General features: G+C 65.0%; 20 protein-coding genes. 7 read left to right on the top strand and 13 right to left on the bottom strand.

What is annotated here, in order from left to right:
* Positions 1-69 precede the first annotated feature (69 nt).
* Positions 70-1125, bottom strand: a complete 1056-nt coding sequence (locus VIR09_RS27280; RefSeq protein ID WP_332015709.1) for an RNA methyltransferase — start codon at positions 1123-1125, stop codon at positions 70-72.
* A 132-nt stretch (positions 1126-1257) separates the two neighbouring features.
* Between VIR09_RS27280 and VIR09_RS27275 the strand changes: the two genes are divergently transcribed.
* Positions 1258-2205 carry a sensor domain-containing diguanylate cyclase gene (locus VIR09_RS27275; protein ID WP_332015708.1) on the top strand — a complete coding sequence of 316 codons (948 nt, stop codon included), beginning with the start codon at positions 1258-1260 and terminating at the stop codon, positions 2203-2205.
* Positions 2206-2282: 77 nt separating this feature from the next.
* Here the strand turns inward: VIR09_RS27275 and VIR09_RS27270 are convergent, their stop codons facing one another.
* Both VIR09_RS27270 and VIR09_RS27265 read right to left on the bottom strand, forming a co-directional pair.
* Positions 2283-2666, bottom strand: coding sequence for a cytochrome c (locus tag VIR09_RS27270; RefSeq protein ID WP_332015707.1), 384 nt, complete (start codon positions 2664-2666; stop codon positions 2283-2285).
* A gap of 146 nt (positions 2667-2812) precedes the next feature.
* Positions 2813-3673 (bottom strand): DMT family transporter, encoded by an 861-nt coding sequence (locus VIR09_RS27265; RefSeq protein WP_332015706.1) that lies wholly within the window; start codon positions 3671-3673, stop codon positions 2813-2815.
* 118 nt (positions 3674-3791) lie between these two features.
* On the opposite strand from VIR09_RS27265, the gene VIR09_RS27260 reads away from it, so the two are divergent.
* Positions 3792-5177 carry a PLP-dependent aminotransferase family protein gene (locus VIR09_RS27260; protein WP_332015705.1) on the top strand — a complete coding sequence of 462 codons (1386 nt, stop codon included), beginning with the start codon at positions 3792-3794 and terminating at the stop codon, positions 5175-5177.
* Between the two features lie 260 nt (positions 5178-5437).
* On the opposite strand, the gene VIR09_RS27255 is transcribed toward VIR09_RS27260, so the two are convergent.
* On the bottom strand, positions 5438-5758 hold the full coding sequence (locus VIR09_RS27255) for a hypothetical protein (RefSeq protein WP_332015704.1): 321 nt from the start codon (positions 5756-5758) through the stop codon (positions 5438-5440).
* A gap of 480 nt (positions 5759-6238) precedes the next feature.
* On the opposite strand from VIR09_RS27255, the gene VIR09_RS27250 reads away from it, so the two are divergent.
* Positions 6239-7279: a hypothetical protein gene (locus VIR09_RS27250; protein WP_332015703.1), complete on the top strand. Its 1041-nt coding sequence runs from the start codon at positions 6239-6241 to the stop codon at positions 7277-7279.
* Between the two features lie 66 nt (positions 7280-7345).
* Positions 7346-7774: a VOC family protein gene (locus VIR09_RS27245; protein ID WP_332015702.1), complete on the top strand. Its 429-nt coding sequence runs from the start codon at positions 7346-7348 to the stop codon at positions 7772-7774.
* Positions 7775-7847: 73 nt separating this feature from the next.
* Here the strand turns inward: VIR09_RS27245 and VIR09_RS27240 are convergent, their stop codons facing one another.
* From VIR09_RS27240 to VIR09_RS27220, 5 genes are all read right to left on the bottom strand, one after another.
* Entirely contained in the window at positions 7848-8168 is a 321-nt protein-coding gene (locus tag VIR09_RS27240) for a DUF4148 domain-containing protein (RefSeq protein ID WP_332015701.1), read from the bottom strand.
* 300 nt (positions 8169-8468) lie between these two features.
* Positions 8469-9161 carry a hypothetical protein gene (locus VIR09_RS27235; RefSeq protein ID WP_332015700.1) on the bottom strand — a complete coding sequence of 231 codons (693 nt, stop codon included), beginning with the start codon at positions 9159-9161 and terminating at the stop codon, positions 8469-8471.
* Between the two features lie 307 nt (positions 9162-9468).
* On the bottom strand, positions 9469-10557 hold the full coding sequence (locus VIR09_RS27230) for an ABC transporter substrate-binding protein (RefSeq protein ID WP_332015699.1): 1089 nt from the start codon (positions 10555-10557) through the stop codon (positions 9469-9471).
* On the bottom strand, positions 10547-12016 hold the full coding sequence (locus VIR09_RS27225; RefSeq protein ID WP_332015698.1) for a sensor histidine kinase N-terminal domain-containing protein: 1470 nt from the start codon (positions 12014-12016) through the stop codon (positions 10547-10549). Before VIR09_RS27225 ends, VIR09_RS27230 begins: the two co-directional genes overlap by 11 nt.
* Complete coding sequence (locus VIR09_RS27220) at positions 11973-12680, bottom strand: response regulator transcription factor (protein WP_332015697.1); 708 nt, start codon at positions 12678-12680, stop codon at positions 11973-11975. The genes VIR09_RS27225 and VIR09_RS27220 overlap by 44 nt, the downstream gene beginning before the upstream one ends.
* A 243-nt stretch (positions 12681-12923) precedes the next feature.
* On the opposite strand from VIR09_RS27220, the gene VIR09_RS27215 reads away from it, so the two are divergent.
* Positions 12924-14264, top strand: coding sequence for a CitMHS family transporter (locus VIR09_RS27215; RefSeq protein WP_332015696.1), 1341 nt, complete (start codon positions 12924-12926; stop codon positions 14262-14264).
* 38 nt (positions 14265-14302) lie between these two features.
* The gene (locus VIR09_RS27210; protein WP_332015695.1) at positions 14303-15043 is read left to right on the top strand and encodes an SDR family oxidoreductase; all 741 of its coding nucleotides are present in this window, start codon (positions 14303-14305) and stop codon (positions 15041-15043) included.
* 27 nt (positions 15044-15070) lie between these two features.
* Here the strand turns inward: VIR09_RS27210 and VIR09_RS27205 are convergent, their stop codons facing one another.
* The 4 genes from VIR09_RS27205 to VIR09_RS27190 all read right to left on the bottom strand — a co-directional run bounded on the left by VIR09_RS27205 (position 15071) and on the right by VIR09_RS27190 (position 18209).
* Positions 15071-15430, bottom strand: coding sequence for a helix-turn-helix transcriptional regulator (locus VIR09_RS27205; RefSeq protein WP_332015694.1), 360 nt, complete (start codon positions 15428-15430; stop codon positions 15071-15073).
* A gap of 21 nt (positions 15431-15451) precedes the next feature.
* A complete protein-coding gene (locus VIR09_RS27200) occupies positions 15452-15706 on the bottom strand; it encodes a type II toxin-antitoxin system RelE family toxin (protein WP_013392069.1) in 255 nt (84 codons plus the stop codon).
* 165 nt (positions 15707-15871) lie between these two features.
* Positions 15872-16837 carry a tripartite tricarboxylate transporter substrate binding protein gene (locus tag VIR09_RS27195; protein WP_332015693.1) on the bottom strand — a complete coding sequence of 322 codons (966 nt, stop codon included), beginning with the start codon at positions 16835-16837 and terminating at the stop codon, positions 15872-15874.
* 40 nt (positions 16838-16877) lie between these two features.
* Positions 16878-18209, bottom strand: a complete 1332-nt coding sequence (locus tag VIR09_RS27190) for an arylsulfatase (RefSeq protein WP_332015692.1) — start codon at positions 18207-18209, stop codon at positions 16878-16880.
* Positions 18210-18309: 100 nt separating this feature from the next.
* Between VIR09_RS27190 and VIR09_RS27185 the strand changes: the two genes are divergently transcribed.
* Positions 18310-18589, top strand: a 280-nt coding sequence (locus VIR09_RS27185; RefSeq protein ID WP_332015722.1) for a LysR family transcriptional regulator, incomplete at its 3' end; no start/stop codon positions are given.

The raw sequence follows: 18589 nt of genomic DNA, 5'->3' as shown, positions 1-18589 counted from the left end.
TAGCTCGCTCAGGGTCGAGATCGGACGTCTCGAAAAGGCGGCTCACGGCCAGGGGCGGATAGTCCAGGCCTAGGCGGCTTCCGGCCTTGGCGTGCGCTGGCGGCGCAGTTCGACCACCTGCGCCGCGCCAACGGCGCGAGCGCGCAACTGGCCACAGCCGCCGTCCACATCCTGCCCGGCGCTATTCCTCACCTTGGTCAGCACGCCACGGCTTTGCAGAGACTGGACGATCTCGCGGATGCGCTCGGTATCGGGGCGCTGGTAGTCGTCCCCTTCGAGGCTATTGAATGGGATGACGTTGAGCACGCCGTACTTGCCCTTGAGCAGACGCACGACGGCATCGAGTTCGTCGTCGCCGTCGTTGATACCCTTGAGCAGCGTCCATTGATACTGGATCGGATAGTCGGTGTCGCGGGCGTATCGCTCGCCTAGTTCGATCAGTTCTTCCGGCGCAATTCTCGGCGCGCGCGGCAACAGGTGTGCGCGCAGCTCGGCCTTGGTCGTGTGCAGCGACAGCGCCAGCGCGGGCTTGACGCGTTGTTGCGGCAGGGCTTCGAACACGCGCAGGTCGCCCACGGTGGAGAACACCAGATTCTTGTGGCCGATATTGCCTTCGGTGCCGAGCAGGTCGATTGCTTCGAGTACGTTGTCGAGGTTGTGCGCCGGTTCGCCCATGCCCATGAAGACGACTTTCTTCACCGCGCGCAGACGCCGCGCCAGCACGACCTGGGCGAGGATTTCCATGCTCGTGACCTGCCGGATCAGGCCGCTCTTGCCGGTCATACAGAAGCGGCAGCCGACCGCGCAACCGACCTGGGTGGAGACGCAGAGTCCGTCGCGCGGCAACAGCACGCTTTCCACCATCTGTCCGTCGGCGAGTTCGACCAGCAAGCGCGAGCCGTCGTTGCCGGCGTGTTCAGAGCGGACGCGGGCGAGGCCGTCCAGGTCTGCCGTCAAGGCGGGCACGGTGTTGCGCAGCGCGAGAGGCAGAAAGTGCTCGGCGCTCCGCCGCCGCGTGCCGGTGTCGAGTGCTAGTCCTTGCAGCCAGACGCGCACGACCCGGCCACGATGGACGGGCAGGGCGCCGAGAGCGGCGAGGCGTTGGTCGAAGTCGGAGTAGCGCATGGGGGGCGCATTTTACTCTGCCCCTGGAGCGGGTTGTCGGAGAGTGGCCGGAACCGGCCACTCGGCAAGTCTCCGCGGCTGATAAGTTCAGGCTAAAGTGCGTGATTCATATGGATCGAGGGTGGATTGGCCATGTCCGACGAAAGCACGCTTCTTGATGACAGCGCTGTGTACAGAACCTTGCTGGAGTCGACCAAGGCAATTCCCTGGAAGATCGATTGGGCCACGATGAAGTTTGCCTATATCGGTCCGCAGATCGAGGCGTTGCTGGGCTGGAACGCAGAAAGCTGGGTGAGCGTGGAGGACTGGGCCATGCGCATGCACCCGGAGGACCGCGAGTCCGTGGTGAATTTTTGCGTCAGCCAATCCCAGGCCGGTGTCGACCACGAGGCAGACTACCGGGCGTTGACCAAGGACAACGGCTATGTATGGATCCGCGACGTCGTGCACGTGGTGCGCAATGCCGGAGGTGAAGTCGAAGCGCTGATCGGCTTCATGTTTGACATTACGGAACGCAAGCGGACCGAGGAAAGGCTGCTGAGCTTGCAAAAAGAGCTGGAGGTCCTGTCTTTCAAGGATGGCTTGACGAATATTGCCAACCGGCGGCGTTTCGATACTGGCTTCGAATTGGAGTGGGAGCGCGCGCGCAGCGAACGTCAACCCCTGTCTGTATTGTTGTTGGATGTTGATTTTTTCAAGCAGTACAACGATTTGTATGGACACACCCAAGGTGACCAGTGTTTGGTGGATATTGCCCAGACGCTGAGTTTGGCCCTGGACGGCCAGCGCGATCTCGTTGCGCGTTACGGGGGGGAAGAGTTTGTCGTGCTGCTGCCTGAAGCCGATGCCGGAGCGGCGCGGAAAGTCGCTGAACGCTGTCAGCGATTGCTCCAGAAGAAAGCTATCGTGCACGCGTTGTCGCCGCATGGCAGGCGCGTCACTGTCAGCATCGGCGCGGGCACGGTGCTGCCACATGAGCGCTTGGACCGCGCCGGATTCATCAAAGCCGTAGACCAGCAGCTGTATTTGGCCAAGAACAACGGGCGGGACCGCATGGAGCACGTGCAGCTGGAGGCCTGAGCGTGCGCAGGTTTTCTTGCAGATGCGCCCCACGCGCCAGCGTACCGACGGGTCTCATGCCACCTCTTGTCTCAAAATCATCGGCTTTTTGAAATCGCGTCAACCATGTATTTATTCAAATCTCGAAAATCCTGAACAGTCCAGGAGTGCGGCGCCAGCTTTACACCGTTCTCTCGCAGTGTCCTTGGAATCAGGTCTCCATTTGGACGAAGTATCACGGATGAAACAATGACTCCTGGATAATCATTGAGTCGTTTCTTGAAGGCGGCGGTGGTCAGATCAGGTGTGGGAGGGTTGCTTTTCTTGGCCAATGGCCCGGTCCCTTTGATATCTGCTCCATGGCACATGGCGCATCTCTGGGTAAAAAGGTTTTTGCCGTTGGTATTTTGCGCGAGGGATGGTGAGGCTTGGGATAGCAGCACGGCTCCTAGCGAAGCGATGCACAATGCTCTTGCTTTCATTTGGTCTTGTTGTATGGGTCAGATAAAGATAGAGAGAAAAGTTCGGGACGTGCCGCTGAAACACTCGACTCTTTCGATAAATCTGGAATCCAATTAACGATTCCGCAGGTCAGCCGCTCCGAGATCCTCCGTCGCGGAGTCTACCGCTATGCATACTTCTTCGCACCCGCCACGCAAACCACCGCAGCCAGCGTCACGATCAGCATTGTCCAGCTGACGTTCTCATGCAGCAGCACCGCCGCCAATCCCAATCCCATGAACGGCTGGAACAGCTGCAACTGCCCCACGGCCGCGATCCCGCCCTGCGCCAGGCCGCGATACCAGAACACGAACCCGATCAGCATGCTGAACAGCGACACATAGGCGAAGCCTATCCACGCCGGCGTGCTGACGTGTTCGAACGTGGCCGGCATGGTCCAGAGCGCGATGGGCAACATGACGGGCAAGGAGAGGACCAGCGCCCAGCTGATGACCTGCCAGCCGCCCAGCTTGCGTGAGAGCTTGGCGCCTTCGGCGTAGCCCAGGCCGCAGACGATGATGGCGGCGAGCATAAGCAGGTCGCCCGTGGTCGAGGCCTCCAGGCCGCCCCAGGCGGCATAGCCTGCCACGCAGGCGGCGCCGACGATGGAGAACATCCAGAACGGCGGGCGCGGGCGTTCGCCGCCGCGCAGGACTGCGAAGATGGCGGTGCTTAGCGGAAGCAGGCCCAGGAAGACGATGGAGTGTGCCGAGGTGACATGCTGCAAGGCCAGGGCCGTCAGCAGGGGGAAGCCGACGACCACGCCCAACGCGGTCAGCGCCAGCGATGGGATATCGGACGCGGACGGCCGGGGTTGGCGCAGCAGCATCAGGAGCGCCAGCCCCAGCAGGCCGGCGATGGCGGCTCGCGCGCAGGTCAGGAAGATGGGATCCAGGTCCGCGACGGCGACCCGGGTAGCGGGCAGGGAGCCCGCGAAGATTACGACGCCTATAAACCCGTTCACCCAGCCGCTGGTGGCCTTTTCCATCTGAAGCTCCTTGATACCGGGCGTCAGTACAGCACGGCGGCCGCGACGAGTCCAAGCACAATCCAGTACAATTTTCAGAAACTGTTATGTATTAAAAGCCAGTACGGCGGAGAATTCCATGGCGCGGGGCGGCACTCTCATCAAGAAGGTCATGGGCGAAATCCAGGGGCGGATTGCCGCGCGCACGGCTTTGCCTGGCGCTCGCCTGCCTTCGGTGAGAGTGCAGGCCAAGACGCTGGACGTGTCGGTGTCCACGGTGGTGGAGGCCTACGAGCGGCTGGCGGCCGAGGGTGTGCTGGTGTCGCGCCCCGGATCGGGGTTCTATGTGGCCGGGCCCGTGGCGCCGTTGGCGCTGACCGAGATGGGGCCGAAGCTCGACCGGGAGGTGGATCCGCTTTGGGTATCGCGCCAGTCGCTGGCGGCGGACGCGGACAGCTTGCGGCCGGGCTGCGGGTGGCTGCCGGTCAGCTGGATGTACGAGGAAGGGCTGCGGCGCGCCATGCGCGGCATGGCGCGGGCCGAGGCCGCGGAACTGACCGAGTATGGGACCCCGCTGGGCCACGCGCCCTTGAGGCAGCTGTTGGCGCGGCGGATGGCGGGCATGGGGATAGAGGCCGGGCCGGAGCAGATCATGCTGACCGATTCCGGGACCCAGTCCATCGACCTGATCCTGCGCTTCCTGCTGGAACCGGGAGACACGGTGCTGGTGGACGATCCTTGCTATTTCAACTTCCATGCGCTGTTGAAGGCGCATCGCGTCAAGGCGGTGGGGGTGCCCTATACGCCGAACGGTCCGGACGACCGGGCGTTTGAAGCGGCGCTGCGCGAGCATTCCCCGCGTCTCTACATCACGAACTCCGGCATTCATAATCCGACGGGGGCGACCTTGTCGCCCTTGGTTGCGCATCGGCTGTTGAAGCTGGCGGACGATTCCGAGCTGGTAATCGTCGAGGACGACATTTTCGCGGATTTCGAGAACACGCCCGCGCCGCGCCTGGCTGCATTTGACGGGTTGTCCCGGGTCATACACATCGGCAGCTTTTCGAAGACGGTGTCGGCGTCTGTACGCTGCGGGTACATCGCAGTGCGGTCCGACTGGGTGGAACGACTGACCGACCTGAAAGTCGCCACGACCTTTGGCGGTAGCCGGCTGGCGGCCGACATCATCTTCAGGACGCTGACCGGCAGCGGCTACCGCAGGCACATGGAGTCGACCCGGCTGCGTCTGGCGCAGCAGATGGACAAGACCGCTGCCAAGCTGCAGAAGCTGGGCATCAAGCCCTGGCTGACGCCACGGGCGGGGATGTTCCTGTGGTGCCGTTTGCCGGAGGGCAAGGATGCCGCCACCATCGCCCGGTTATGTCTTGAGGAGGGCGTGGTGGTGGCGCCTGGAAATGCGTTCAGCCAGTCCTTGGCCGCCGGGGATTTTCTGCGGTTCAACGTTGCGCAGTCCACAGACGAGCGGGTGTTCACGGTGCTGGCGAAGGCGCTGAACGCGGCTTGATGTTTGGGGATAGGCGGGCCATCCGAGCTGTCGCCAGCCCGCATTAAAAAATATTCCTTCCCCTGATACCTTTTGCTTTCTCAACTGGCATAGCAACTATCCATCCCAGTTCGAGAGGCTATTTGTATGCGTTCCCACCACCATCAGGCGCCGCCGCGCGATTTCCGTGGCTCTGCTTGCAAATAAGATTGTTTCGGATGTTATGGGTGAAGCACAGGCAATCCGGCGGCGCATGGCCGCCAGATTGCTGGCGTGGACGGCTACAGATAAGCGAGCGTGACGATATAGCCCTGGGCATCTTTCTGCCCAGGCCGCGGCGCCTTCAGGGACACGGGCTGCACGTCGACCTGCACGCGGTTGGCGCTCACGAGGTCGCGAGCAGGCTTGCCCGCGGCGCGGGCGCGCTCAGCATCGCATTCCACGCGGACGGCTACTTTTCGGGATTGAACCTGCGGCATGCACGAAGCAGCCTCGACGATGGCTCCCTGGAAGCGGATGGTTCCATCAGCGGCGTGAGCAGCGGGGAGAGTGCTGGAGGCGCACAGCAAGAGCAGGGAAAGGCGATATTGGAGCTTGGACATGACAGCAACTCCTTGCGACTGGGAACGGAGGGGATAGCAATGTCTGTCTTCACTTCATTTACGGCATCCGGCGGCAAGAATTAACCGCAATCCGTCGGAGGGCCGTGTTCAAGTGCGCGAGCTTATGCCGGCCTGCAGCCGTGACGCAGACGCATCAGTCCACTCGGCGAAATGCCGCCGTGGCCGAAACTCGGCGTATGGACTACTACCTGGTGCAGGGGAAGGACGGGCTCGCTACGCGAACGGGCGGGAGGAATATCGGCGGCATCGTGGGCTCCTTTGGGCGCGCGTTGGAAGGCGCGGAGGCGGTCAGGGACCAGGAACGGATTGTCGGCCAACAGGAAATGCATGATTTCATTGTGGCAGGTCGCGGAGAAAAATCAATACCTGGCGGCCCATGTGTACTTCAGTAAACTCCAGGCTGCCGCGCGGCGGTCGCCGCCACATTCATGCCCGCCCATCTCCATGCCCGCTTCCGACATGACATTCTCCGCCGCGCTTTGCACTCCGGTCGCCACTGCCGATGACCTGGACCCGCTGGAGCAGTTTTTCCAGCGCCCCGAAGTCAGCGCCTTTCTAGCCCGGGCCCGCAAGCCGGGGCAGGCAGATGCCAGCCTGCGGACTTGCGCTGATCTGTTGCCGGCGCTGCACCCCGGCCGCGCCGCCGCCGTGGCCTTGATGTGCGGTTCGCTGGTGGAAGACGGCGCCGATCCCGCGATTCTGTTTCCCGTCCTGCATGGCTTGTTGCGACAGTGGCTGCGCACGCTGAGTCCGTATTGCGCGCAGGAGGTCGAGGATGACGACGATGAGGTGGAGGAGACCGACCGCCAGGCGTGGCTGGACGCCCGCTCAAGAATGGCCGCTGTGCCCGCGGATCGGCGCTGGGAAGTGGAAGCTCTGCATCAGGCGGCGGACCTGCTGGTGCTGCCGATGATGACCATGGCGCTACGCGACCGCGGCAACCATGCCGGCTTGGTTGCGGACACGGACCTGATGGCGCTGCTGCGTCCCATGGCCACCGGCAACGACAGCCTGCCGTTCGAGAACCTGCATTATCTGTGGCTGGCCTCGCAGCTAGGCTACGAGGACGAGCTGGTGGTGGTGATGCCGGCTTCCATGACGGGCTTCGTGGCGCGGGCGCATGCCGTCAACAACAACTTCCACGCGTTCACGCTGCTGCAGATCATCATCGGCGAGCATGCGCAGGCGCTGGGCGTGCAGCGCGAGATCGCGGCGCGCGAACCGGATCAAGATCGCGATACCGCGGATTTCCAATGGCTGCAGGCCGGCGCCTACGCCAATGGCGAGCTGGTCGACGCCATGCGCTATGCCTGGGGAGAGGCGTCGCTGCGCGACAACCTGTCGCGCCACGGCAAGCGGGTGCTGATCGCGTTGGAGACGGACGAGGGTATGAAGCGCAACTGGTCCGGCTTCAACGGCGCCATGCACGAGGCGCAGCAGCCGTCCATGACGTTCACGCGCTACCTTACGCGTGCCGAGGTCGCTTCGTACCTGGCCTGATCCGGCGCGACGGGGCCGCATGGCGGGCGGTATAGTCGAACGCCCCCCTTCCGGAAGGAGCGCCACATGCAGACCAATGAAATCCATCGCGGCCGGCTGATCGACCACATACAACTGGTAGTACGGGACCTGGGGGCCAGCCAGCGGTTCTATCAAGCGGTTTTCGACGTGTTGAAGGTGCCCATGGGCGGCACGGGCGACAACTATTTCTGGGCAGACGAATTGTTTGTGTCCACGCCCGACAGCAAGGCAGCGGCGGGGCAACTGACCGGACGCCATCATCTGGCGTTCCAGGCGCAGGACCAAGCCATGGTCGATGCCTTTTACCAGGCGGCGCTGGTTCATGGCGGCAAGGACAATGGGGCGCCGGGCTTGCGGGACTACCACCCTGGGTATTACGGCGCTTTCGTGCTGGACCCGGACGGCAACAACATCGAGGCCGTGTTCCACGGCGAGGCGCAGCGCAGCGCGCCGTCGGTCAAGGTGACGTTCTGAGCCCGGCGGAGGCTCGCCGCCGTGTGAGTCGGGCGGAAGCGCCTCCGGGCTGTCGGGCGCGCCGTGCGGCGCATTACCATTTGCTCTGACCTTGCGGCTGCTGCATCTGCGGCGCGTTTGCCGGCCGTACCGTGTCCGCGTACTTCTTGTAGGCGGCAACATACTCGGGGCTGTTGATGTCCGGGGTGTTGTCGCTGTCCCAGCTTCTTTCAACGCCGGATTGCTTCCAGGCAGCGAGATCGCGTTCGACCTGATCGCGGCTGAGTTGGACGTCGGACGGGGGAGCCGCGGTGGTGGGCGCGGCGGACATTTGTGCGGCGGCGGGGCCGGAGAGCAGGGCGCAGGCCGCCAGGACGACGGGAATCGCGGTGCGGACGGTTAGGGCAGTTTTCATGAAATGCTCCTGATGACGTGAGTGACCGCAGCATTGGAAACCGGTGTCCATGGGGGCTTGCGGCAATGCAGCCCGGGCAGGGACAGCTGCGCAACCGGATTGGCGCATTGGTGTTTTTCTTGGGCAGACCGACCCGGCCCGCGGAGGGCGCGGACACGCTCCTGGCGCGGAGCCCCGCCGCCAGGATTACGACTCGGGCCGGATAGGGGGCGTCCGGGCCTCATGCCTTCGTGCTCATCGTAGGACGGCGCAGATGGACGCCACATACTCAATATTGAGTACGGCATGCCGGGGGCACGCCTAGAGCAGCGAGGCCAGCCTGACCAGTTCGGACTGGCGGTTGCATTCCATCTTGTTGAGCAGGGACGCCACCTGCTTGCGCACCGTCAGCACCGAGGCATGGCGCAAGGTCGCGACTTCCTCCACGCTGTGGCCCATGGCCAGTCCGGCCAGCACCGCGGCTTCGGCGTGGGTGATGGCGAACACGGATTCCAGCCGGTCGACGTCGGGCTGGGCGAATGCGCTTTTGCGCCGCATGCGCACCAGCAGCATGCGCTTGCCGATCAGGCTCAGCGCTTGAGGGGCCGCGCTGATGTCGACCCAGGTCAATTCGCCCCAACCGGTGGCCGCTGCCAGGGACCGCGGCTTGCCGTCACGCGCCACCGCCTGGCAATAGGCGTCGAACAGCGCCTGTATTTTTGCGTCGGGATGGAGCAGCTTGCCGCCCCGCACGTTCCAGCCGTGGGCGTCGTCCAGATACCGCATGGCGAGCGCGGATATCCTGTCCACTATTGCGTCACGGCTGACCAGCAGCACGGCCTCGCCGACATCCGAGAGCGCGCTTTCGATGGTTGCCCATCCGATGGCGAGGGCTTTCTCGCGCTGGGCCACCTCGCGGGCGGTCAGCAGGATGTCATGCCAGGGCCGATCGAGATCCGCCAAGTGGTCCAGCGCTTCGATAGCGCGCCGGACGGCAATCTGGTGTTCAGCCATTTGGTGCCTCCAACTCTGGTTCATACGCAAACGCCGTCACGCATCACAGATCGTTGTAGAGGTGGCTCCGGCCAGATCGGAAGGAGCGCGGCGCGGCCGAGTTCCGGCGGCGCGTCGGCAACGGGCCGGCTTGATTGCCGGCGGCCCTGCCCTGAGGAAATTATCCTCGCAAAATCCCGGGCCAGATGAAAAAAAAGGGTACCGGGCGAGCTTGAAAGGGCTCGGCTCCGTAGCGGTGTCCCCCTTGATCCGAGTAGTGGTGCGGGCGCACCGGGCCAGGCTTACCGGGGAGGCGCTGAAAACAGGGTCAGGGCTGGGCGCCGCCGCCCGGCGGATGGACTGCCGCCTGCCACAAGTCCAGGAAATGCCGTTTCTTGAGGGGGTCCAGATACACCAGCAGTCCCACGCCCAGTCCCATCGGCCGCACGCCTGCTTCCGGGTTGACCGAAGCGCTGATCGGCCGCATGCCGGACTGGCGGGCGACCATTTCCTGGCCGCGCGGCGACAGCAGGTAGTCCAGGAACATCGCGCCCAGGTCTGCGCGCGGCGCCTGCCTGGGAATGATGGCGGAGCGCGACAGCATCAGCGTGTAGTCCTGTGGGTACACGATGGCCAGCGGCGCGCCCTGGGCGATGCGGTGCCGGGTATAGGACTCCAGCAGGTTGTAGGCCAGCGTGATCTCACCGCGTTCGAGCTTGTCCAGCGCATCTTCCGTGGATGCGTGCACGCTGACGCGGTTGCGGCCCAGCTCGGCCAGCAGCGCGCCGGCCATGCTGTCCAGGCGCGTGTCCTGCGTGGCCGCCAGGTAGCCGATGCCGCTTCCTTCAACGTCGTAGGTGGAGATGGCGCCGGCCAGGGGCTGGTCCGGCGCCTGCAGCAGGGACAGCAGCTCGCGCCGGGTGCGCGGCGCCCGTGCGGGAGCGAGTTTGCCGGTGTTGTAGACCATGACGATGGGATCGGTGCCGATGCTGAAGACCTCATCGCGCCAGTTGGCCCAGGCGGGCAGGGCGCGGGTCTCGGGCGAGATATGCGCCTGCGCGTAGCCGTCGTTGACCAGCTTGGTCTGCAGGTCCATGGCGCTGCTGATGACGATGTCGGGGCCGGACCTGGACGCCGGCGTGCGCGCGGCGCGGGAGACGGTCCCGGCGTATAGCTCCTGCGTGGACAGTTCGGTGTATTCCAGCCGCAGGCCGGGGTTGAGCCTGCTGAAGTCTTCCAGGACGCCGCGGAATACCTGCACGCTGTTGGAGGCATGCACGACCAGCACGTTTCTGCTGTCGGCGGGGCCCAGCGCCAGGCCCTCGGCGCTGATTTCCGCGGCATGGCCGGCCGCGGCCGTCAGCAGGGCGGCCAGCGCCGCCAGCAGGCGCAGGGGTTTCAGGAGATCAAGCTTCATGGGGGCGGGCCGGCAGCGTGACCACGGCGTCCAGGCCGCCGCCGACGCGGTTGCTCAGGGTCAGCCGGCCCTGATGGATATCGACCACGCGCTTGATGATGGACAGGCCCAGGCCGGCGCCAGGTGCGCGCGGGTTCGGACCGCGCACGAAACGCTCGAAGGCGGCGTTGGCCAGCGCCGGCGGAATGCCCGGCCCCTGGTCGGATACGGCGATGCGCCAGCCTTCGTCCTGCGGTTCCAGCCGTACGTCGATATGGCCGTCTTCGGTGGCGCCATGGCGCAGCGCGTTGTCGATGAGGTTCTTGAAGGCTTCGCGCAGCATCAGGCTGTCGCCCTGCACGGTGGGAGGACTGCCGGGCGCATGGGCGGGCAGATGCAGACGCACGTCCGGTTGGGGATCGGCTTGCGGGACCGTGTCGTACACCGCCTGGCGCAGCAGCTCGGCCAGGTCCACCGGCTGGAACTGGCGCACGTTGCTGCGGTGGATGACGCTGGCGTCGCTCAACAGCTGATTGACCAGGCGCGAGAGCTTTTCTGCGTTGCGCAGCACGGCCAGCAGGCTGCGGCGCTGTTCGGCCGGATCTTCCTCGTCCAGCGCCACTTCCATCTGCGCATGCAATGCGGCCAGCGGCGTACGCAGTTGATGGGCGGCCTCTGCGATAAAGAGGCGCAGGGTGTCCAGGTTTTCCGACAGGCGCGCCATGAAGCCGTCCAGCGAGTGCACCAGCGTGTCGAGTTCTTCGGGCACGGGGGCGGCGATGGGATGCAGATCGGATGCGCTGCGGGCCGCCAGCTCGCGTTCGATGCGGCGGATGGGCGAGAGCGAACGCAGCAGGCCCCAGTAGGCCAGCGCCAGCGCCGTGGCGGTGAAGCCGATCAGCGCCAGCGTGCCTTGCCACAGGATGCCCGCGGCCAGCGCGTTGCGGGCTTCACGGGTCTGCGCAACCTGGATAAGCGCGGTTTCGGCGTTGCGGGGGCCGGCGATCTTGCGTTCCATCCAGGCGATGCGCACCGGTTCTCCCTGGTAGCTGGCGTCGTACAGGCGGGGCGAGAATGCGGGGCCCTCGTTGCCGCGGCCGGGCGGCGCGGGTAGGTCCGCGTAACCGGAGATCAGCGCGCCGCCGGCGTCGCCGACGCGGTAGAACACGCGGTCGCGCGGCGCCTGCTCCAGCAGTGCCAGCGAGGCATAGGGCATGTCCATGCGCCACTCTCCCTGCACAAACTGAAGGCTGTCGGCGATGGACAGCACCGAGGAGCGCAGCAGTTGGTCGTAAGTGGTGTCGGCGGTTTGATTTGCGTAGCCGCGCACCAGCAGGTAGAGCGTGGCCAGGGCGGCGACGAACAGCGCCAGCAGCATGGCCAGCAGGCGGCGCTTGATCGAGATGCGCTCCTGCGTAGCGGCGGGCCGGGCGGGTTCAGTCCCGGCCAGGGCCGGACGCGGCGGGGCTGTCGTGGTCATCGGTGGCGGTCAGGAGGTAGCCGGTGCCGCGCTGCGTTTCGATGTGCAGCGGCGAGCCTTCGAGCTTGCGGCGCAGCCGGGCGATATAGACCTCGATGGCGTTGGGTGCCGCATCGTCGTCGAAGGCGAACAGCTTGTTGGCGATTTCGGTCTTGCTGACGGCGCGGTTCATGCCGGCCAGCAGGATTTCCAGCAGGCTGTATTCGCGCTTCGGCAGTTCGATGCGCTGCCCGGCCAGCGTGACCTGGCGCGCCGCGCTGTCGATGACCAGTTCGCCAAAGCGCAGCACGCCGGCGGCCTGGGCGCTGGGCCGTCGCAGCAGGGCGCGGCAGCGGGCTTCCAGTTCGCGGAAATCGAAGGGCTTGGCCAGGTAGTCGTCGGCGCCGGTGTCCAGGGCGTGCACGCGGTCTTCGATGTCGATGCGCGCGGTGAGCGCCAGCACCGGCGTCTTGCTGCCGCGGTCGCGCAGGCGATGCAGGATGTCGAAGCCGGACATGCGGGGCAGGCCGATGTCCAGGATGACGAGATCGAAGGTTTCGTACTGCAGGACGCCGTCGGCGCTGAGGCCGTCGTTCTGGCAGTCGACGGCATGGCCGAGACGGCGCAGCCGGCGCACGAGTGCGTCGGCAAGGTCCGCGTCGTCTTCGATCACCAGTATGCGCATGGGGCGATTGTCGCATGAGAGAAGTTTGGACCCCCACGCCGCACTCGCTGCGCTCGCTTGCTGCCCCCCAAGGGGGCGCCTTCCGCCTTGGGGCGGCCCGGCGGCGGAAGGGACGGCCCCCACGCTGCACTCGCGTTCAAAAACGACAGGTTGCCGACAGCTTTTATTTCTAGTCTTGCGGTCGCGCTTCCCCCGCCGGAGGCGCGACACACGCATAACAACGACTAGCCGGAGATAACCCTCATGCTTCTGACCCTGCTTGGCTTCGGCATGGTGATCACGTTCATGACGCTGATCATGACCAAGCGCCTGTCGCCATTGGTGGCGCTGATCCTTGTCCCCATTATTTTTGCCCTGCTGGGCGGATTCGGGTCGGGCATCGACAAGATGATGCTGGACGGCATCCGCAAGATCGCGCCCACCGGCGTGATGCTGATGTTCGCCATCCTGTACTTCGGGGTCATGATCGACGCCGGCCTGTTCGATCCCATCGTGGGCCGCATTTTGCGCGCGGTGAAGGGCGATCCGCTGAAGATCGTGGTGGGCACGACGGTGCTGGCGCTGGTGATCTCGCTGGATGGCGACGGTTCGACCACTTACATGATCGTGGTGGCGTCGATGCTGCCGCTATACCGGCGCCTGAAGATGAACGCGCTGTCCATGACCTGTCTGGCGATGCTGGCCAGCGGCGTCATGAACCTGACGCCCTGGGGCGGCCCGACCGCGCGCGCCGCCAGTGCGCTGCACGTGGACGCGGGCGACATCTTCGTGCCGCTGGTGCCGGTGATGGGCGTGGCCATCGTGTCGATACTGGTCCTGGCCTTCTTCCTGGGCTTGCGCGAGCGCCGTCGCCTGGGCGTGCTGTCGCTGCCGGACGGCGCCTCGCTGCACGCGGGCTACGACGAAGACGGCCCCAAGAACCTGCCCGAGATCGAGGTCGACCAGGACCTGCGCCGCCCCAAGCTGCTGTGGGTGAACGCCGGGCTGACGCTGGCGCTGATGGTGAGCCTGGTGCTGGGCGTGCTGCCGCTGCCGGTGCTGTTCATGATCGCCTTCGCGATCGCGCTGGTCATCAACTATCCGGACCTGGCCGAACAGCGCCGCCGCGTCGCGCAGCACGCAGGCAATGTGCTGTCGGTGGTGTCGCTGATTTTCGCGGCGGGGATCTTCACCGGCATCCTGTCGGGCACCGGCATGGTCGAGGCCATGTCGCGCAGCCTGCTGGCCGTGATTCCGGACGCCATGGGCCCCTACCTGGCCGGCATTACCGCGCTGGTCAGCCTGCCTTTCACCTTCTTCATGTCCAACGACGCCTTCTACTTCGGCGTGCTGCCCATCCTGAGCGAGGCAGCGCAGGGCTATGGCATTTCGCCGGTCGAGATGGCGCGCGCCTCCCTGATCGGCCAGCCCGTGCACCTGTTGAGCCCGCTGGTGCCGTCGACCTACCTGCTGGTCGGCCTGGCGGGCGTGGACTTCGGCGACCACCAGCGCTATGCGCTGAAGTGGGCCACGATGGTCTGCCTGGTGATGCTGGCTGCGGCGCTGGCGTTCGGTCTGTTCCCGCTGGTCGGCCAGATGGCCTGAGCGGCGGCGCGATACCGTCTTTTAAAAAGGGGAAGTACATGGCTTTGCGCATTGCTTACGTTACCAGCGGAATGGGCCACACGGGCACCGCGATCTGCCAGGCGCTGCAACTTGCGGGACACCGCGTGGTGGCGGGCTGCGGGCCGCGCTCCTCGCGCAAGGACCATTGGCTGAAGGAACAGAAGTCCCTGGGCTACGACTTCATCGCGTCCGAGGGCGACGCCACGGATTGGGCCTCGACCGAGGCGGCCTTCGCCAAGGTGCGGCGCGAAGTCGGCGAGATCGACGTGCTGGTGAACAATGCCGGCGCCATGCTGGACATGCGGTTCCGCCAGATGAGCCACGCGGACTGGTCGGCCGTGTTGCGCAGCAATCTGGATACGCTGTTCAACACCACCAAACAGGTCGTCGACAGCATGGCCGACCGCGGCTGGGGCCGCATCATCAACATCGGCTCGGTGGCCGCGGAGAAAGGCCAGATCGGCCAGATCAACTACGCCACCGCCAAGGGTGCGGTCATCGGTTTTACCCGCTCGCTGGCCCAGGAAGTCGCGGCGCGCGGCGTGACCGTCAACCTGGCGTCGCCGGGCTTCATCGCCGACGACACCGTGAAGGCGTTCCCGCCGGCCTTGCTGGACCGCATCGTCGAAAGCGTGCCGGTGGGCCGTCTGGGCACGGCCAAGGATCTGGCGGGGCTGTGCGCCTGGCTGGCGTCGGACGAGGCGGCGTTCGTGACGGGGGCGAATTACGCGATCAATGGCGGCGTGTATATGAGTTGAGGGCGGGGCGGCGAGGCCGCCTTGCGCTTACACGTCGATCTGGTCGAAATGCACGCCCAGGGCGGCCGCAATGCGCTCGCGAGTGCTTCTCCTAGGATTTGCATCGGCGGATTCCATCGCCGCATAACTAGGCTGACGTATACCTAGGCGTGCCGCCATGTCGACCTGGGTGATCCCCAGATATTCACGCCAGGAGCGCACGATGCTCCAGCCGTTGCTGGTCATCAGCGTGACGACTTCATGTGGGATCGTACCGTCTGCGGGAATGCGCGGCGGCCGCCGGGCAATGGCTGCCGGTGCTCCGGTCAAGGCGAGATACTCCGAATAGGGCAAGACGACGAATGCGGGCTTGCCGTCCGATTCGAGTATGGTGGGATGCAGGCGCATGGGGGCGTTTTCTGGCTCAGCTCAATAGGTATGGTCGTCGCGCCGTTTCACTTCCTGGATCTCGATGATACGGACGACCGCAGCAACGTCGAACAGCACCCGATACTGGCCTATACGTAGACGAAACCCATATTGGTGATTGGTCAGTGCTTTGACGTTGCGCGACGCGGGAAACATCTCCAGTTCAGCGACCTCCTCAACGATCCGACTTTGGTCGACGGGAGAGATTTTCCTTAACTGCTTGACCGCTGTTTTGGTCCAGTTGATCGAGAACATTCGGCATTCGCATACGGTTATAGCTTAAGCTATATAGCTTTTCAAGCCTTCCCATTGCTTTGCAAGAAGAAATGATCAGGCGCCCTCTCCCTTCTAAGATTTTTGATGAGGGTCGATCAAGCTCTTGAGGCTACTTCAGGACGAATGCCGATTTATTGCTGCGCCTCAATTCGCCAGCTTCACCGCGCCGCTATCGATCAGCTTCTGCCACTTGGCGCTGTCCGCCTGGATGAACGACTGCAATTCATCCCGCGAGCCGCCGCCGGCGATCATGCCGGCATTTTCCAGGGCGGCCTTGAACTCTGGCGTGGCGACGGCGGCGCGTAGCGCCGTGTTGACCTGGTCGAGTTGCGCGGCCGGGATGTCCTTGCTGGCCGCGACCGAGAACCATTGGGTGGCGGCGTAGCCCTTGAAGCCGGATTCTTCCACGGTGGGCACGTCGGGCAGGCTGTCCAGGCGGTAGGGCGTGGTGACAGCGTAGGCCTTGAGCACGCCGGCCTTGATCTGCGGCATGACCGGCGCCGAGCCCAGGATGGCCAGCGGGATCTGGCCGCCGGCCACGTCCGCCACCGCCTGGCCGCCACCCTTGTAGGGCACGTGCACGATGCGGGTGCCGGCGTACTGGTTGAGCAGTTCTCCGGCCAGGTTCTGGGAGGTGCCGTTGCCGGAGCTGCCGTAGCTCCAGGCCTCGGGCCGCTGGCGGGCGTCCGCCAGCACGTCCTGCAAGGACGGTTTGGCGTCCTTGGCGGGGCCGACGATGACCATGGGGCCCTGGGCCATCAGGATGACGGGCGCCAGTTCGCGGCCGATTTCGGGCTGAGGCGTGGGATAGATCAGCGGACCGGGCACGGTCAGCAAATAGCCGTCGCTGGCCTTGCTGCGCGCCACCAATTGCAGTGCGATGGCGCCTGCAGCGCCGGGGCGGTTTTCCACGATGACGTTCAGGCCGCTGCGCCGGGCCAGTTCCTGGGCGGCGATGCGGGTCAGCACGTCGGCGGTGCCGCCTGGCACGAAACCGATCACCCAGGTGATCTGCTTGCCGGGCCATTCCAGCTTGGCGTCCGCCGCGCTGGCGGTGGCGGTCAGCGCGGCGCCCAGCAGCAGGGCACCGCAGCGGATAGCGAATTTCATGTTTTCCCCTTTGTGTTTTTTGGTCAGGCGGCCGCGAGCCTCAGCTCGGGTCCGGCTTGCCGGGCGGCGTATTCGGATGCGCGGCGCAGGATTGGTTGAAGGACTGCACCATTTTCAGGATAGGACCCAGCACCCAGGTATTGAAGATGAGGATGTCGCTCTCCTCCTTGGGATCCTGCTTCAGGTTGAACAGGTACGGCGACTCCAGTTTGCCCTTGCCTTCGTTGACCTCGGGCTCCCAGTAGAAATGCAGCTTCCAGTCGCGCCATTTGACCGCGCGCAGGTCGTTCTTGATATAGAACAGGAAGCCCTCGCGCGCTGAAGTCGGGCTGGCGCCGGTGAAAAAGTCGGTCTGGTCGATGCCGTCGATGGGCCGGTCCTGCGGAATGGCCGCGCCGCCGATGCGCGACAGCGTGGTGTACAGGTCGGTGACGTGCACGATCTCGTTGGAGACCTGGCCAGGCTGGACTCGGCCGGGCCAGCGGATCATGAAGGGCACGCGCAGGCTGCCTTCCATGGCGGTGTGGTAGGTGCCGGTCCAGGGGCCGGCGGTGCCGCGGTAGGGCTTGCGGAATTCCGGACCGTTGTCGCTGCAGAAGATGAACACGGTGTCGTCGCGCAGTTGCAGCTCGTCCACCGCCTGCACGATCTGGCCGACGCGATGGTCCATTTCCACCATGGAATCGGCGAAGTCGCCGGCGCCAGTGCGGCCCGCGAAGTCCGGGTGCGGCAGGGTGGGAAAGTGCAGGTGCACCAGCGGCAGGTACAGGAAGAAGGGACGGCTGGCCTCGGCGTGCTTGCGCATGAAGCCAATGGAGCGTTCGACCAGTTCGGCGTCGATGCCGCGGCGGGTCTCCAGGTCGTAGACCTTGATGCTCTCCGAGGGGGCGCCGGCCTGGCCCTGCATGATGTGCGGGATGTCGGCGACCGCGGGATCGAAACCGATGGACGAGGTGAACTGGCTTTCATCCGTGGTGCGCGGAATGCCGTACCACTCGTCGAAGCCGCGATCGGACGGATAGCGGCCGGGGATGTCGCCCAAGTGCCATTTGCCGTAGTGCGCGGTGGCGTAGCCCTGGCCCGACAATTGTTGGGCCAGCGTGATCTCGTCGCGCGCCAGTCCTTGCGGCAGGCCCGGAGGCACGGATTGCAGGCAGCCGGTGCGGATGGGGTGGCGGCCGCTCATCAGCGCCGAACGTGTGGGCACGCAGTCGCTTTCCACGTTGAAGTTCTGCAGCAACAGCCCTTCGGCGGCCAGCCGGTCGATGTGGGGGGTGGGCGCGCCGCGTAGCGCGCCGCCGCCATAGCAGCCCAGCTCGCCCCATCCCAGGTTATCGGCCACGATCAATACGATATTGGGCTTCTTGTCCACGCGCTGCCTCTCCTGTCGGTCCTCGGGTTTATCCAGGGATTCTAGGAGCGCAGGCTCGGCTTAATATTCCTGAAGCTGAGTCTATGCATAACCAATGATTATGAATCTGTCGCTGCGTGACATCGAATATTTCCTGGCCGTGGTGGAGCACGGCAACCTGGACCGCGCCGCCGCCGTCTGCGGCGTCAGCCAGCCGGCGCTGTCCAAGTCGCTGCAAAGGCTGGAAGCCGACACCGGGCTGGCCCTGCTGGACCGCGGCGGGCGCGGGCTGCGCCTGACTTCGGCGGGCCTGGCGTTCCGCGAGCATGCGCAGCGGCTGTGGGCGGAGTACCGCGACGCCGTGCGCAACGCGATGGAGCTGCGCCTGGGCGAGGCCGGGT

It is taken from the genome of Achromobacter sp., from assembly GCF_036567245.1.
In the GTDB taxonomy this organism is placed as follows: Bacteria; Pseudomonadota; Gammaproteobacteria; order Burkholderiales; family Burkholderiaceae_B; genus Achromobacter.
Note: the sequence above shows the minus strand (reverse complement) of the source record. Positions and strands in the feature narration are given on the sequence as shown.

Coding starts and splice junctions, on each gene's coding strand:
- VIR09_RS27280 (WP_332015709.1), bottom strand. CDS start 1,125: ATGCGCTACTCCGACTTCGACCAACGCCTCGCCGCTCTCGGCGCCCTG.
- VIR09_RS27275 (WP_332015708.1), top strand. CDS start 1,258: ATGTCCGACGAAAGCACGCTTCTTGATGACAGCGCTGTGTACAGAACC.
- VIR09_RS27270 (WP_332015707.1), bottom strand. CDS start 2,666: ATGAAAGCAAGAGCATTGTGCATCGCTTCGCTAGGAGCCGTGCTGCTA.
- VIR09_RS27265 (WP_332015706.1), bottom strand. CDS start 3,673: ATGGAAAAGGCCACCAGCGGCTGGGTGAACGGGTTTATAGGCGTCGTA.
- VIR09_RS27260 (WP_332015705.1), top strand. CDS start 3,792: ATGGCGCGGGGCGGCACTCTCATCAAGAAGGTCATGGGCGAAATCCAG.
- VIR09_RS27255 (WP_332015704.1), bottom strand. CDS start 5,758: ATGTCCAAGCTCCAATATCGCCTTTCCCTGCTCTTGCTGTGCGCCTCC.
- VIR09_RS27250 (WP_332015703.1), top strand. CDS start 6,239: ATGACATTCTCCGCCGCGCTTTGCACTCCGGTCGCCACTGCCGATGAC.
- VIR09_RS27245 (WP_332015702.1), top strand. CDS start 7,346: ATGCAGACCAATGAAATCCATCGCGGCCGGCTGATCGACCACATACAA.
- VIR09_RS27240 (WP_332015701.1), bottom strand. CDS start 8,168: ATGAAAACTGCCCTAACCGTCCGCACCGCGATTCCCGTCGTCCTGGCG.
- VIR09_RS27235 (WP_332015700.1), bottom strand. CDS start 9,161: ATGGCTGAACACCAGATTGCCGTCCGGCGCGCTATCGAAGCGCTGGAC.
- VIR09_RS27230 (WP_332015699.1), bottom strand. CDS start 10,557: ATGAAGCTTGATCTCCTGAAACCCCTGCGCCTGCTGGCGGCGCTGGCC.
- VIR09_RS27225 (WP_332015698.1), bottom strand. CDS start 12,016: ATGACCACGACAGCCCCGCCGCGTCCGGCCCTGGCCGGGACTGAACCC.
- VIR09_RS27220 (WP_332015697.1), bottom strand. CDS start 12,680: ATGCGCATACTGGTGATCGAAGACGACGCGGACCTTGCCGACGCACTC.
- VIR09_RS27215 (WP_332015696.1), top strand. CDS start 12,924: ATGCTTCTGACCCTGCTTGGCTTCGGCATGGTGATCACGTTCATGACG.
- VIR09_RS27210 (WP_332015695.1), top strand. CDS start 14,303: ATGGCTTTGCGCATTGCTTACGTTACCAGCGGAATGGGCCACACGGGC.
- VIR09_RS27205 (WP_332015694.1), bottom strand. CDS start 15,430: ATGCGCCTGCATCCCACCATACTCGAATCGGACGGCAAGCCCGCATTC.
- VIR09_RS27200 (WP_013392069.1), bottom strand. CDS start 15,706: ATGTTCTCGATCAACTGGACCAAAACAGCGGTCAAGCAGTTAAGGAAA.
- VIR09_RS27195 (WP_332015693.1), bottom strand. CDS start 16,837: ATGAAATTCGCTATCCGCTGCGGTGCCCTGCTGCTGGGCGCCGCGCTG.